This is a genomic window from Streptomyces sp. NPDC000878 (assembly GCF_053599695.1).
The window spans coordinates 15109-29992 of sequence record NZ_JBSFMT010000101.1 but is presented as its reverse complement, the minus strand read 5'-3'; the positions used below and the strand labels follow the sequence as shown (position 1 = coordinate 29992).

At 62.7% G+C, this 14884-nt stretch carries 11 protein-coding genes; 7 read left to right on the top strand and 4 right to left on the bottom strand.

Annotation, left to right across the window (positions count from 1 at the left end; genetic code table 11):
- A partial coding sequence (locus ACWDR4_RS45570; protein ID WP_450417526.1) for a mobilization protein occupies nt 1–1337 on the top strand: 1337 nt, incomplete at its 5' end.
- Nucleotides 1338–1439: 102 nt separating this feature from the next.
- Here ACWDR4_RS45570 and ACWDR4_RS45565 read toward each other — a convergent pair.
- From ACWDR4_RS45565 to ACWDR4_RS45550, 4 genes are all read right to left on the bottom strand, one after another.
- A complete protein-coding gene (locus ACWDR4_RS45565) occupies nt 1440–2018 on the bottom strand; it encodes an HAD domain-containing protein (RefSeq protein WP_450417524.1) in 579 nt (192 codons plus the stop codon).
- A gap of 30 nt (nt 2019–2048) precedes the next feature.
- Nucleotides 2049–2744: a class I SAM-dependent methyltransferase gene (locus ACWDR4_RS45560; RefSeq protein WP_450417522.1), complete on the bottom strand. Its 696-nt coding sequence runs from the start codon at nt 2742–2744 to the stop codon at nt 2049–2051.
- Between the two features lies 1 nt (nt 2745).
- Entirely contained in the window at nt 2746–3657 is a 912-nt protein-coding gene (locus tag ACWDR4_RS45555; RefSeq protein ID WP_450417520.1) for an aminoglycoside phosphotransferase family protein, read from the bottom strand.
- A gap of 75 nt (nt 3658–3732) precedes the next feature.
- Nucleotides 3733–4482, bottom strand: a complete 750-nt coding sequence (locus ACWDR4_RS45550) for a hypothetical protein (protein ID WP_450417518.1) — start codon at nt 4480–4482, stop codon at nt 3733–3735.
- A gap of 223 nt (nt 4483–4705) precedes the next feature.
- Here ACWDR4_RS45550 and ACWDR4_RS45545 point away from each other — a divergent pair, with 223 nt between their 5' ends.
- The 6 genes from ACWDR4_RS45545 (at nt 4706) to ACWDR4_RS45520 (ending at nt 14859) form a co-directional block, all read left to right on the top strand.
- Nucleotides 4706–6061, top strand: a complete 1356-nt coding sequence (locus ACWDR4_RS45545) for a tetratricopeptide repeat protein (protein WP_450417516.1) — start codon at nt 4706–4708, stop codon at nt 6059–6061.
- Nucleotides 6062–6097: 36 nt separating this feature from the next.
- The gene (locus ACWDR4_RS45540) at nt 6098–6598 is read left to right on the top strand and encodes an NUDIX domain-containing protein (protein ID WP_450417514.1); all 501 of its coding nucleotides are present in this window, start codon (nt 6098–6100) and stop codon (nt 6596–6598) included.
- A 309-nt stretch (nt 6599–6907) separates the two neighbouring features.
- Nucleotides 6908–8374 (top strand): hypothetical protein, encoded by a 1467-nt coding sequence (locus ACWDR4_RS45535; protein WP_450417513.1) that lies wholly within the window; start codon nt 6908–6910, stop codon nt 8372–8374.
- Between the two features lies 1 nt (nt 8375).
- Nucleotides 8376–10919: an ATP-binding protein gene (locus ACWDR4_RS45530; RefSeq protein WP_450417511.1), complete on the top strand. Its 2544-nt coding sequence runs from the start codon at nt 8376–8378 to the stop codon at nt 10917–10919.
- A gap of 22 nt (nt 10920–10941) precedes the next feature.
- Nucleotides 10942–12849 (top strand): hypothetical protein, encoded by a 1908-nt coding sequence (locus tag ACWDR4_RS45525; protein WP_450417509.1) that lies wholly within the window; start codon nt 10942–10944, stop codon nt 12847–12849.
- Between the two features lie 333 nt (nt 12850–13182).
- Nucleotides 13183–14859 carry a hypothetical protein gene (locus ACWDR4_RS45520; protein WP_450417530.1) on the top strand — a complete coding sequence of 559 codons (1677 nt, stop codon included), beginning with the start codon at nt 13183–13185 and terminating at the stop codon, nt 14857–14859.
- The last annotated feature ends 25 nt before the right edge of the window (nt 14860–14884 follow it).

Genomic DNA, 14884 nt, shown 5'->3' with positions numbered 1-14884 from the left:
GTGGAGTCAGAACTCACCGACATCAACTGCCCACCGACATCACTGGAGTCAGAACCCACCCACAACTGGCCTCAAGACTCACCTACAAAGCCACATGCCGCGAGATCGAAAAGGACTACGGCCTGCGCCAGTTGAAGAAGGGTGACCGCACCGGCATCCGTCGACCCACCCAGGCCGAGATGCACAAGGCCAAACGGCTCGGCTGGGAGCAGACCAGCCCCGCGTGGCTCGAAGACCGAATCCGTGCCGCCATCCCTCACGCCAAGAGCGCCGAGGAACTACTTGCCTACCTCGAAGCCGACGGCATCCCGATCAAGGCCAGGCGCGGCCCGTCGGGAGATCTCCTCGGCTACGCCGCCGGCCGTCCCGGCGACCTCAACAGCAAGGGCGAACAGATCTTCCACCCGGGCAAGAGGATCGCCCCCGACCTCACCCTGCCCAAGCTCCAGGCCCGCCTGGAAAACGCCGTGCCGGAGGAGCACCCCACCGCCCGCCGCAACCGCCCCAGCACCCCCTGGCAACAAGCCACCGACGCCGTAGACACCTTCCACACCGATCTCACCGACGACGCCCACGCCCAAGCCCACATCGCCGGCCTCGGCGAGCTGATTGAGGCCACCGCCCAGAAGGCCCCCGACGACCTGCGTCCACAACTCCAAGCCGCCTCAAGGGCGTTCGCCCGAGCCCAGCGGTCTCAGGTCCGGGCGGAGGACCGTGCCGCGCACGCCCTGCGCAGCGCGGCACGCGACATCGTCCACACCGCCACCGGCCCCGACGGCAGCGCGGTGGCTGCCTTGATCGCAGCCCTGGTCTGGGCCGCGATTATCGCCGCGCGCTGGCACGAAGCGCAGAACCACGCCCAGCAGACCGACGCCGCCCGCCAGGCCGTCCAGCACCTCCAGACAGCCGCCGACCGTGCGCTAGCTCCGACGCTCGCCGAACTCGCAGCCCGACCGCCAAGGGAGGAGGTGCGTCGTGTTCTGGTCAGCGATGTGCGAGCAGCTGTCCCCGACCACGCCGAGCGGATCCTCACCGATCCGGCCTGGCCAGCACTCGCCACCGTCCTCGCCGACGCCGAAGCCCGCGGCCACCAACCCCATCAGCTCCTCAAGGAGGCCGCTGCTCAGCGCGAGTTGGACACTGCCCGCCAACCCGCCTGCGTGCTGATCACCCGCATTCAGCACACCGGCCGAGACGCCGTGCCCAACCGCCGTGCCGAGGCGGCCCGCCGACGCTCGACCAATGCAAGCTCGACGCCTGTCCAGCAGAGCCGGGGGCCCCAGCCCTCACCGGTAGCGGCGACAACTGCTGAACAGCGGCATCAACAGCGCCGGTAGGCGGGAAACGCTTCGTCTGCCCAGCCAGCATATCCAAGCCAGATTGGTGCTCTCGCCTTTCGCGGTGGTGAGGGCACCAGCACGTCCTGCGACTTGTCTCCGCTATGCGGCTTCGGCTTCACGCGGAACGGCTGGGACATCGGCCTGTGCAACGAGGAGCAGCGCGGCCCACGCCAGGACCTCGACCAGATGCTCGGCCAGCAGACCGACGTGGGGATCAGGCTGGACGAGCGTGGTCGCCTGGCCGCGGGCGGTGCGCTCTGCGGCCCATTCGTGGTCGATGGCGGTGAAGTCGTCGTCGATCCAGATGACGTGTACGTCGCTGAGCCAGGTATCGACGTGGTCGCGTTTCCACAGGTAGCCGTTGGGGTGGCTGGTGGTGATCTGCGGGCGTGGGAGGTCGACGAACGGCAGGGGTGGGAGGCCGAGGAGCGGTCCGATCAGAGTGCTGGCGTCGTGGCGCCAGCTGGTGCACCAGACGGGGGTGACCAGGCCGGTCCGGATCACCTGCATGAGCAAGGGGCCGTGCGTAGGGTTGAGCCAGATGGTGACCGGGTCGTCAGCGCTCCGGTCAGCGGGCACGACATGGTGCCGGTTGTGGGTTGCCGGACTGGCCCCTTCGGCGTCCGGAAAAGGTATGAGGACGCCGTCGATGTCGAGGAGTAGGTAGGGCGGACGCATCGGTTTCTCCCAAAGGTGCCGGTTCGGGGGTCAGAGTTTGCGCGCGGTGATGAGGAGAGTGGTGGGCCAGCGGCCACCGTGACGCGCGTCATGGAACTCCTCGGCCGAGGTGAGCCAGAACCCGGCGCGGTCGAGGTGTTTCTCCCAGCGGTTGGTGTCGAAGTCCCAGCGGGCGATGGGTAGTTGGCTGCGGTCGGGGAGGGTGACGTAGTCGCGGCGAGGCCGGTCGTCGGTGGCGGGGCGTAGGCCGCCGCGTTGGGGATGGGGGACCGAGAAGGCGAGAGTGCGCCGGGGTTTGAGGTGCTGGGCGATGGCCGGGAGCAGAAACTCGGGGGCGACGAGACCGATGGCGCCGAAGACTGAGTAGACGGCGTCGAACTGCTCGTCTGTGGCTTGCAGGTAGTGCAGGGCGTGGCCGGCGACGAAGGTGAGGTTGTTCAGCCGGCCGTAGTGGGAGCGGGCTCGGCGGACTTGGAGGCCGACGAGGTCGACGCCGGTGACGTGGGCGCCGTAGCGGGTGACGAGGTGGGCGGCATTGTGGCCGGGGCCGCAGCCGAGTTCGAGCAGTCGCTTGTGGCGCAGGTCCGGGCCGAGGATTTCGGCGCCGGGCCCGCTGCCGGGCCGGGTGGTCCATTCCATCCGGGCGGGTACGGACAGTGGTTCGGCGGGGCTGGCCGTGGTGCGTTGGAGGGCGTGGACGTACCAGGGGGACGCCTGGGCGAGCACGTCAGACCTCCAGGAGGTGGAGGACATCGGTGAGGTGGCGGCGTACGGCCTTGACGTAGGCGGGGTCGGTGGCCGGGTCGTTGATCCAGCGGATCGACTGCTCCATGAACCACTCGACGGCCCACATGCGGTGCCAGCCCAGTGCCCACTTCTCGGCAGGCAGTCCGCCGCGTTCGGCGAGAGCGTCGGGGGTGCCGCCTTCGGTGACGTAGGTGTCCAGGAAGACCCGCAGGCGCACGGGGTCAGGGGTGTCGAGGGTGCCGTGCCAACTGGCGAGGTCGAGCAGGCCGGGACCGGTGAAGGCGCGGGCGAAGTCCAGCAGCCGCCAGCCGTGTCGGCCGATGTGGAGGCTGGTGGGGTGGAACTCCGAGTGCACCCAGCCGAACGGAGCCAACGTCGCACCGGCCGAGCGTGCCTCGGCGGCCCGGGCGATCCGGTCGAGAGCGTCTTCGACGTCGTCCGCGTCCTGCCACCGGTCGGCTTTGCGGAGTTGGCCGAGGTGCTCCAAGGCCCGGTTCGGCAGGGCGCGTAGCCGTTCCTGGTTGAGGACAGGCAGGGCGGAGGCGGTGCGGGTGCCGTGCAGGACGACGGCTGCGGCTGCGCCGTCGAGGTCGTCGGCCTCGCGGACGGGGGTGCCGAGGTCTTCCAGCAGCATTCCGAGCCAGCCGTCCAGCACTGCGGAGGCGTGAACGGCGGGCACCGGAACGCCGAGGGTGTGGGCCAGCCGGAGGGCCTGGTCCTCGCTCTCGAACGGCCTCTTGGCGTACTTGAAGATGGCGGTGGTGCCGTCGGGGAAGGTCAGACGCTCGACGCCGGACATGGACCACACGCGCACCTCCTCGCGAACGGCGGTGGTGCGGCTGGCCAGGGTGAGCAGGTTGTCGAGGAGTTCGGTGTTGGGGTTCGCGGTCACGTGGGGCTCCAGGGGGTTGGTGGCGTCCGGGGCAGGCGAGAGGTGCCGGCCCGCCCCGGAGCCAGGACGGTGGTGCTACGCGGCCGGGGCCACGCGGTGGGCGTAGACCTGCTCGATCCAGCCGGACTTGAAGGCCGCGAGGTCGTCGCGGAAGGCGGTCATCGAGGCACCGTAGGGCGCCACAACGCCACCGCTCTGGTCCGGCACGGACTGGCAGCCGTGCACGAGCCGTCCGCCGAGGGCGGCGTGGGCCTTGATGGCCTCGATGCGGCGGTGCTCGTTGAACCAGCCGCCGTGGTAGACCTCGTCGAGCATGCCGCCCGTCTTGTCGTCCAGGTCGAAGACCACGGAGGTGGCGGCGGGGAAGAACCAGCACGGGCCGACGTTGGAGATGTGCCCGTCCAACTCGACCTTGTTGAGCGCCATCAGCGTGGCCGCCTCGCGCAGCATCCGCAGGTGGTCGGCGGTGATCTGCGGCAGGCCGAGGGCGGGGAGGTGCTCGTCGCGGAAGAGGTACGCGTACACCTCGTAGGCGGTGGCGAGCACTTGGGCGGCGTCCGAGGTGGACTTGGCGTGGGTCTTGATGAACTCCAGCGCGAGCTGCTCGACCGCGCTCTCGGTCGTCTCCTCCACGTTCAGGAGCTGGGACTTGACCAGCTCCCAGTCGGCGACGAGCCAGGTGCTGGACTCGAAGCGGAAGAAGTACTCGGCCGGGTCGATGGTGATGCGCCGGCCGTCGATCTGGATGCCGGGCAGGCGGCTCCAGCGCTCGTCGAACGCCTCGGGCAGTACGACCGTGATGGCCGCGGTGTCGATGGTGGTCACCGTGTCTCCGTCTCTGATCGGCCGGGCCCGGGCACAGGAATGCCCGAACCCGGTGTAGGCATACGGAACTTCGGGGCCGCCCGGCCGAAGGGGGAGCCTGGTCACGCTGTCGGACCGGGGGCGGGCGGCTGATGATTAGTGAACCCTCCGTCACGCACAGTGGGTACGGTGAGAGGCAGTTGAAGCGGTATACGCGGTTTACAGCCCCGGACGGGAGGCGAGCGTGGCAGCGCCGAGAGACCCCAACTCCCGCCTGCGCGACACCATTGCCGCGACCGGCTGCACCTACGAGGCCCTGGCGAGAGACGTCCGCCGCATCGCCGCTGAGAACGGCGAGATCCTCCAGACGAACAAGTCGGCCGTCTCTCACTGGGCCAACGGCACTCGCCAGCCCACCGGCCGGACCGGCCAGTACCTCGCCGAAGCCCTCTCCCGCCGAACGGGCCGCATCGTCACCCAGACCGAGATCGGCCTACGCGCGCCTGATGGTGAGGAGCCAGCCGGAGGGGATCCCGTTCTCGCCGCAACTGGCCTCGGCCGGGCCGACGTTGAGCGCCGCCGCTTCCTCGCGGTGGCCGCCTTCACCACCGCCGGCGTCGCCATGCCGCTCGCCCACGACCACGAAGCCACCGCCCGCATGCTCCGCGCCCGCACCGGCACCTCTGTGGTCGGAGCTGAGGACGTGGACGTCGTACGGCAGATCACCGCGGCCTTCAGTGCGGCCGACGAACGCCTCGGCGGCGGCCACGGCCTGACCACGGTCACCGCATACCTCGCCGACACCGCTGCCCCCATGCTCCGGGGCCGCTACGCGAGCGAAGTTTTACGGCGGGCAGCCTTCGGCGCCGTGGCCGAACTCGCCTACCTGGCAGGGTGGAAGCACCACGACCTCGGCCAGGAAGGCGCAGCCCAGCGCTACTACCAGGTCGGCTACCAGCTCGCCTGGGAAGCCGACCCGCACGGCCACGCCGCCTGGATGATGCGGGCCCTCGCCCACCAGGCACTCAGCCTCAAGCAGCCCCACCACTGCGTCGATCTCGTCGAAGGCGCGCTCGTCCGCGGCTTGGGCCATGTCGACGGTCAGACCGAGGCGCTCCTGCACATCACCCATGCCCGTGCCTTCGCGGCCGTCGGTGAGAGGCTCTCAGCGGCCCGAGCCCTGCTCGCCGCCGAAGACGCTCTCCTGCGTGACGACGTTCCTCAGCCCAGCTACTCCCGCGTCAGCGGCCCCGCAGCCGGCACCGTCGCCAGCCACACCGCCCGCACCCTCACCGACCTCGCCGACCACATCGGCACCGAACAACAACACCGCGACGCCCTGATCCGCTGGGACCCCGAGAAATACAAGCGCGTCCACGCCCTCACCTACGCCGACCTAGGCGACAGCCTCGCCGCCCAGGCCCGCGCCGACGAAGCCGTCGCCGCCTGGTCCCAGGCCCTGACCCTCATGGAGGGCATGACCTCCGACCGCACCCGCAAAGCGATCACCTCGCTCCGCTCCACCCTCTCCACCTACCAGCGCCGCAAAGTGCCCGGAGCCGCCGAACTCGCCCGCCGCGCACGCGAAGCACTGGCCTAAGCTGCCCACCAACCGGCCGACGAAGGGACACCAGCCGTGGCTCAGCGGACAACCGACGACCAGCCCAAAGCCCTACCGCCCGCACTCGAATCCATGACCCTGCTGGTCGCCGCCGTCATCGTCCACGACAAGGCCACCAACCGCGTCGTCCTCCTCCAGCGTAGTGAGAACGCCAAGTTCGCCCAGGGCATGTGGGACCTCCCCGTCGGCAAGAGCGAACCCGGCGAGCCCATCACCGAAACCGCCGTACGCGAGCTGTACGAGGAGACTGGCCTGACCGTGAAGCCCGAGTGCCTCAAGGTCGCCCACATCATCCATGGTGCCTGGGGTGTCGAAGCCCCCAATGGCTTCCTCACCGTCGTCTTTGCCGCCCACGAATGGATCGGCGAACCCGAAAACCGCGAACCACGCAAACATGCCCAGGTCCGCTGGGTGGACGCCGATGCAATCCCTCAAGGCTTCGTGGACACCACCGCCAGCGCCTTGAAGTGTTATCTCAAGGATGGCGCCCAGGTCTCCCTAGATGGGTGGCGCTGATGATCTACAGACTGTCTGCACGCACATGCGCTGGCCAGCATCTTCATAGCGATGTTGGAGTTGCTTCACTGTAGGCAAGGTCGACCGAAGCTAGAGCACTGAGTACAGCAGCCGGCTGGCCAGCTTTCGTTCGCTGGGCGGACGCCTCGAACGGACAGTCAGGTGGGTAACTCCGCGTTGCCGTATGGTTTCTGACTGCACGATCTGATTCAATCTAACGAGTTTGCCGCAGGGGAAGGAGCCCGCGCTGTATCGGCAAGGCCGTGCGCCTACGAACAGCCGTGAGCTCACGGGATGATGGAGGGTCCGGTGCGACGTCCATCGCATGGCTTAGAAGATGCCGTAGTTTCAGGCCAGATTCCCAGAACGAGACGTGCGCTTGATGCGACGTCCGCTGCGTGCAAACTGACACCACCCGGTGGAGACGAACGGCTGGCCACGCGATTGCGCCAGCGGGCCGCCAACACCCCGGAGTTTTGGTCCTTCATCGGTCGAGCAAGCCGAGAGAACGGGCACGGGACTTTCGCCTATCCCGCGATGATGGTCCCACAGTTGCAGGGAGCGCTCCTAGACGACGTCTTGGAAGTCGATGCCACGGTCTCTAGTGTCCTCGACCCATTCATGGGATCCGGAACCGTTCTGTTGGAGTCAGCGCGCAGAGGTCTTTCGTTCTCTGGGGCGGATATTAATCCTCTTGCAGTCCTCTTATCTGAGGTAAAATCTCGCCCTCATGAAATCCAGAGTTTGGAAGAGGTGCGCGATCGCGTTGCATCCAAAGTAGCTGCCGACACATCCGAGATTATCGCCGTCGATTTTACCAACAGAGACAAATGGTTCCGTCGCGACGTAGCAATTGCTCTCTCGCGGTTGCGGCGGGCTATCTGCGAAGAATCGGAAAGAACCGAGCGACAAGTTCTTTGGGTCGCGCTTGCTGAGACTATCCGGTTGGTCAGTAATAGCCGTACTTCGACAGTCAAACTGCACGCATACACCCCCGTAGACATTGCCAAGCGAGTTCTGGATGCTCATGGCACGTTTCTGCGTGTGCTCGCAGAGCACATTGACCAACTGCGGGATCAGACTGCGATTTTACATGAGGGCCTAAGTCGCAACCCCAAGCTCACCATAAGCTGTAAACCAGGTGACGCTCGAATTATGCCTGATAGCGGCGATCCAGTGTCAGATGTTCTGATGACGTCTCCACCCTACGGCGATAACATCACGACGGTCACCTATGGCCAGCATAGTTATCTGCCTCTGCAATGGATTTCGCCTGATGACGTTCCAGGTCTGACCCCTGAACTCCTATTGGCCACAAGGTCTATCGACTCCGCTAGCCTTGGGGGGAAGCTCAAAGACCGTCTCTCTGAGGCAGACAAGCTATGCGCTAGGTCGCCTGCATTCCAGTCCTGTTTCGAAAAAATGCAGACTCGTGACCGCAATGCGAGAGTTCGCCTGACGGCATTTACTGCAGATCTTGATGAGTCACTCGACAGCATCGTGGCACGGCTTCGTAGTCATGCCTGGATGTTCTGGACATTGGGCGAGCGCCGGATCAGTGGTATCACGGTGCCCACCGTCTCCATCGTTCGTGACCTACTTTGCGACCGAGGAGCTCGTCATATAGAAACCCTGGAACGCAAGATTCCTGCTCATTCCAAGCGAATGGCACTGCGTAACGCCAGCGTGGAGACCATGAACACTGAAAGCGTTCTCGTGATGCGTGGGCCAGCTCGCCGACAGGAACGAGATGACATCGCTTGCATGGAGACTTGAGATGACGCCCAATGCTGGCGGTTCAAGCACCGAAACGGTGCACCTCGACGTTCATCCATCCGTTGTCTTCAAGCTTGGTGCTGATCTCATCACCGATGCGCTGCAGGCGTTGGCCGAGCTGATTAAGAACTGCTACGACGCGGATGCGACCTGGGCCAACGTGGAGATCACTACTTCATCTGAGTTGGCACACGCTAAAGGCTACGAAGCTGCCTGTATCAAGGTTTCCGATAACGGGATCGGAATGACCAGAACGGACATCGAACGTGGCTGGCTGACCATCAGTAATTCTATGAAGCGTGAGATGAAAGCACAGGGTCTGCAGACCCCAAAGCAGCGCACGCCGCTGGGCGATAAGGGCCTCGGAAGGCTGGGTGCGCAACGACTCGGGGACGTGCTGACCATCATCACTCGGCCTAAAGGCGAGGCGCTGGAGCACGAGCTCACTATTGATTGGCGGCTCTTTGAAGCGCAGAACTCCCTAAAAGCGGTACCCCTCCAACTCGTTACACGGTCGACTACGCGTAGCCACGGTACGGAACTTGTCATCACCGAGTTGCAGGAACCTGAGCAATGGCGTAGCACATTGGCACCCGGCGGCGGTTCCTCTCAACTCCAAAAGGAGCTCACCGTCCTGCTCTCTCCCTACGGTAGTAACCGGGGAATGCAGGTTGCGTTCGAGATCGATGTTCAAGCGGTGGACCTCTATTCGCTAGCGACGCAAGTGCGAAACGCTGCAGAGCTCCGTTACAACTTGGAGTACCAAGACGGGCGGCTACTCATCGACGCCTCCGTAATGCTCGCATACTTCGAGCCTGGTGAGACTGGCAAAGAGGACGATCGAGCTGCCTACAGGACACTACTTCACGAGGACGGAGGCGCAGCCTTTCTTGAATGGCTCCAGGTCCACAAGGCGGCACAACTGGCACAGTTCTCCTGCCATCAGGCAGATGCGCCAGCATTTCTCTCCGCGCACCGTGAGGTTGTGTTGGCCGAGGTGCCTAACGTGGAGGTCGTGTATCTAACCTCGGATGATTCTAGCGACGGCGTGCCTGTGCCGGCTGACCCTGGACCTTTCAGGGGCGAGGTCGATTATGTCACCCTGGGACAGGATCGATCAGGGGTCTTCGACTCGCGAGGTGAGTTCCGTAGCTTCCTCAAGAGCCTCGCTGGGGTGCGGGTCTACAGAGATGGCTTCGGCATCAGGATGACCGAGGACTGGATTGGTCTGCGTAAGGGCCAGACGAGTGGAAAGTCATTCTATGGTCTCCGCCCTGAGAATACCCTTGGCTACATCGATATATCGGCCAGCGGTAATGCACAACTCGTTGAGACGACTGATCGTGAAGGCTTTGCTGTCACACCGTACTACCGAAACTTCTACGAGCTGTTGCAGAGGTGGGTGCAGTTCACCAGCCAATTCCAGTCCACCATCAGACGGGCTTACAACGAGTATCGCGCGGAGCATAGGGCTGCCCAAGCGGACATCGACGTAGGGGCAACAACTGAGGTTCTACTCCAGCACATCGATGAACGCCGCACCCGCACGATTCGGACCGCGCGCCAACAGTTGTCCACCCTGCGCGACGAGAACGCTGCCATCGCCAAGAGGCATCAGCGTGTTCGTGACGAGATCGACGGGGACCAGGCGACTATTTTCTCCGCTACGACCAGCCCCATTGTCATCGGTGACTTGGCCGACCTACAGGAAGCGGATCGACGGACTAGCGAGACGGTTGCAGAGGTCGAGAGCCTCGTCGAGTCTCTAGAGTCAGAAGGCGCCATCACTGACATTCTGCGGGCTCAGGATGACCAGCTTAAGGAGCAGCTGGCATTGACCTGGGAGACAGTTTCTCTGGGACTGACGGCCGAGGCACTCTCACATGAGATCGCGCACATAGCGGATGGACTGAAAACTCGTACAGCCCAGCTGCGCCGGTATGTCGCTCAACAGCAGATCGCGGACCGACGCGTTGCCTCTTACTTGCACCATGTGGAGTCTGCTGTAAGCGGACTTAAGCGTCAACTCGCGCACCTCAACCCCTCGCTGCGGTATATGCGTGAGCGGCGTGAGCGTTTTGCTGTCGGTGTCTTCTGTCAAGAGATCGCCGAATATCACAAGCAGCGTTGGAACGATGGACCGATTAGCGTGGTAGTTGAGTCTCCGCGTGACTTTCTCGTGGAGATCAACCGCGGTAAGTTCACCCAGATCCTCGATAATCTATTGCTGAACAGCGAATACTGGTTGTTGCAAGCGTACCGTGTAGGTGCCGTTAAAGAACCTTGCATCACGATTCAAGTGCAAGCGCCGTACGTGGTGGTGTATGACAACGGCCGTGGAATCGATCGAGCTGTTGAAGCGAGTCTGTTCGAGCCGTTCGTGTCAACAAAAAAGAGGACTGAAGGCCGCGGAATCGGTCTCTACGTAGTAACACAACTTCTCGGATCTGAGGGTGCCTCCATCACCTTGGTGCCTGAGCGAAACGTCAGTGGAAACCTATACAAGTTCGAGCTCGACCTGGGGGGGATTCGTGTTAAAGCATGAGGCGACAGGCGCGGAGGGAGATGTGCCGGCCAACAGCACTGGCCCCGTAGTAGTTCCGGCACAATTGCCCCGCGTCGTAGTTGACGTGGCCTCAGCAAGGAATGCCTCTCAAGAGCTATTGAAACATTCAGGTATTGCTCGCGTCATTTGCGTGGATGATTGCTATGCCGCAGTGTCTCGATCTGTGGATGAGGTTACATCCGCCTTAAAGGCTGATCTTCTCACCGCAGAGGACAAGGCGAAGATTGCTGGTGTGTCTGAAGTTCTCTCTCCACTCTCAGAGGCAGAGTTACCTACTGCCCTTGCCGTCTCTCTACTTGAGGACAACTGGGACGGAATAGGGGAAGCCTTGCAGCTGAAGATCATGGATGTGGTCGATGCGCAATTGGGGTCTCCTGTTCCTGACGAGGGTCCTGAGCAGGATCCTGACGCGGCCTCCACATTGCGCGAGCTTCTGGCGAAGCCCAGTGAATACCTAACTCTTACCCTGCAGGAGTGGCGGGAGCGCCGATCACATCTCCTGGCAGACGAGAAGAGTACCCTGGTGCTTTTTGACCGGGACTTCAGCCGCGAGGGTGCAGCTACAGATGCAGGTGAGGGTGAAGTCGAAAGGCTTCTAGCTCAGGCCCCGAGTAACTGGAGAATCGGCCTACTCACCCACACAGTTTCTAATTCTGATGCTGAGGTGACGACCTGGAGGAATCTGAGTGATAAATTCCAGGATAACTCGTCACGCTTCCTCGTTATCGGGAAAGCGCGACTGTCGCAGGCGCCGACGGAGTTCCCGCGCATGCTCAAGCTGACCCTCCTTGCGCCTGCACTTGAGCAAATCCAATATCATGTCCAGGAGGCGGTCCAAGAGGTATGGACCCAAGCTCATGAACATGCCCGCGGGATCGACCCTTACACCCTTGAGGCGGCGCTCACCGGTGATCGAATAAGGGATGGAGCTTGGGGGCCTGAGACTCTCCTTCGAGTCACTAGTGCCTTTACTCAGGACAGTGTCCGTGCCAAACTCCGAGCCAACATCCAAGTTCACGAGTCAAGCACATTGATCACGTCGCTGAGTCGGGTCAAGCTGCCTGAGATTCCAGATCGCGATCGAGTTCGGCAGGAGCTCGCGCAGATCGAGCGCCTGGAGTACTATGACTCTCCTGAGCATCTGAATGAGCTGTTCTTCCCGGTTGAAGCGGGAGACATCTTTGCGCTTGAGCAGTTCGAAACGACGCCGAGTGAATTCGAGAAGGCCGACTCGGTGGATTCCGTAACGAACGAAGGCCAGGCCCTAGCGCCTGCTAGGTCTCATCCAGTCCAGTATCTAATTCTCCTGGCGCAGCCGTGTGATCTGGCGATTCGCTCGAAAGGGCAGCGATCAAACGATTTGGCCTACGTGCGTGTAGCCCCGCTGAGACCTCCGAGTGATCGCGTTATTTCACAGCCGGGCGGAAGTTCGGCGACAGCGTTTGATCTGCCCTTTTTCGATAAAGATACCGGGGCGGGGGTAGAGGTGAGGCTCAGCCAGCAGCGGATCGTCCCGTTGGTAGCGCTCGATATGTGCGCGTTCAACTCTGATGGGTGCGCCCGTATGAGAGTGGGCCAGGAAGTGTCGCCTCACGTGCTCCCTAACTGGCAAAAGCGCTTCGCCATTCTTCAGAAGGTGGTTCGAAAGGCTGTACAGCAGTACTCGGGAATGCAGCCACATAGTATTCCTGAAGGTGGAGCTGAGGCGCTGACCCGAGCCCTAACGGGAACTGGCGCCTGGCCGGATCTGTCATCGCTAATATCGGTTCACGAGAATGCGATCCATTACGGAATCAGGCGAGTCACCCGCCTAAGGGAGCCATATCGGTCTGCGTTGCTTTCACGTATGGCTCAGCGTGAAGCGAGAGATGCTTTCGATCCTAGTCTGTTGGACAAACAGCAAAATTAGTCAAGACTTCCTGTGGCAGTTCGCGTTCTATGAAGTGAAGTAGTTCTACGGAGGTAGTGGCTCCGAGAGGGCGACTATCTGCGAGCAGGACTGACTGGTTCGATTGGCGCGATAACAGCGCCTCACAATGAGGTGGATCGGCCCTGATGGCCGTGCCCAGCGCCGGAGTTGAGCGTTCGGCTCGGTATGAGGACGTCGCCGTGGATAGTGTCGGATGAGCTTGGAGACCGTCTGGAGCCGCTCTGGTCCGTGGTCGGGGACAATGCTTGGGTGGCAGATAGTGGATCTGAGCGTCGTCCCCCGATCGTGCATCCGAAGCCGACGGACGCGACCGTGAAACAGCTGTACGGCACCGCGTTTCGCTGCGGTGAGCCGTCGTGCAGTCGGCCGTTGTACCGGCTGAGCAACGAGACTGGCGAGCGCATCCTCAACAGCCGTGTTGCGCACATCCATGCACGCAGTGAAGGTGGGCCGCGCTGGGCGCCTGAAATGACTGAGGAGGAGAACCGCAGCGAGGACAACTTGCTGTTGCTGTGTGTCGAGCATGCTTCCGAAGTCGATGACACCCCCGAGCACTTTCCAGCGGAGACGCTGCGGGAGTGGAAACAGGCTCAGCTTGACGAGTACGCAGAGATCCAACGGGCTTGGCCGCTGAACGACGCTGAAGCGGCGGAGGCATCCGCCGCGTCCTTTGACCCGCATCAGGTGGGCGTTGCTACCGCTGGCGCGACAACAGTCCTGGCAGCGGCACGCTGTGTCGGGTTGATGGTGGCCACCGGAAGCCAACAGCGGCGTGTCCCTCGCGAGGCTGCTCAGGCTTGGCGAGCTTTGCGCGAGCGCACGACCAGGTCAATGCGTGCCTACGACGCCGACGGCGAGCGTGTACAGGTAGAGCCATCCATGATGGAGACCAAGCCATACCGAGAGGCGCTAGAGGCAGCCCTCAGCGAGAATGTGGCGACCTTGGAACCCCTGGCCGCCAATCTGGTGGCCGAGCTTCATGCAGTTGCTGCTGCCGACAAACGGCTAACACTCTGGTGCAATTGGGTTGAGGCCCAAGCTGGGAAGCTAATCGCCGCTGCTGGACGTTGGCCAGGCCGCCCACCGATCCAGGATGACGAAGTTTGGCCCGAAACGGTCACCGAATTGCAACGAGCTTCGCAAGCATTGAGTGCCGCATGGCGCGGCGATGAAGCGCCCATGCCTCCCGAACGAGAGGCTATGACGGAGCCGGAGGAGACAGAACAACAGCGTGCTGCCCGGGAACACCACGAACTCGTCGATTTGGCGGGGCCATGGGTAAGGGTGACTCACCGTCCCTATAACGCCGAGCTGTACAACCGGCTGGTGGATGGAATGTCTCTGGTAGTGGGCTTGCCTGAAATCCCATCACTTTTGGGGATTGGGCTCGAATCGACCGCGCGACATGCCGCGAGAGTAGCCCGCAACGCCGATGATGAAACCTATCGTTTTCTAGTTCAGCAGGCCGCTGAACTTCGACCTCTCGCCTGCGCTGTTGCTCTTCTCCGGCATCTCATGATCACGGCCAAGAGTTCCGAAAGGGGCACCTTGCAGGAAGAAGCACGCGCGGAGGCAATGCGATTGCTGCTAGCCGAGACTTGGAAAGTGTCTGATGTCTGGGTGGACAACAAGGCTCACGCGCGGCGACTCCTTTCTATGGCAGCCCAATTCAGTAGCATTGCAGCAGTGCGGGATACGTTGGTAACCGCGATTGGCCATGATGCGGGACTACTGCCGGTTATGCTCGATGGCATGGCGCAATGGAGCGAGCAACGGGATTTGCAAACATGGCAATACTCTGGTGCCTCCTGTCAAATTAACGAACTACCCGAGTGGTTTCCCACCGAGCAGGTCGTAGCAGCGATTCGCCGTCAGCTGCCTCAGCTGGACCCGGCTGACGAATTCGCGAGTGAAAGACATAGCGATGATCTAAACCGCCTCGCCTCTCAGGTGCTATGGATCGCAGCAGGCAACGACAACGAGTGGTAGAAGCCTTGACTGGGAAGCCCTAACG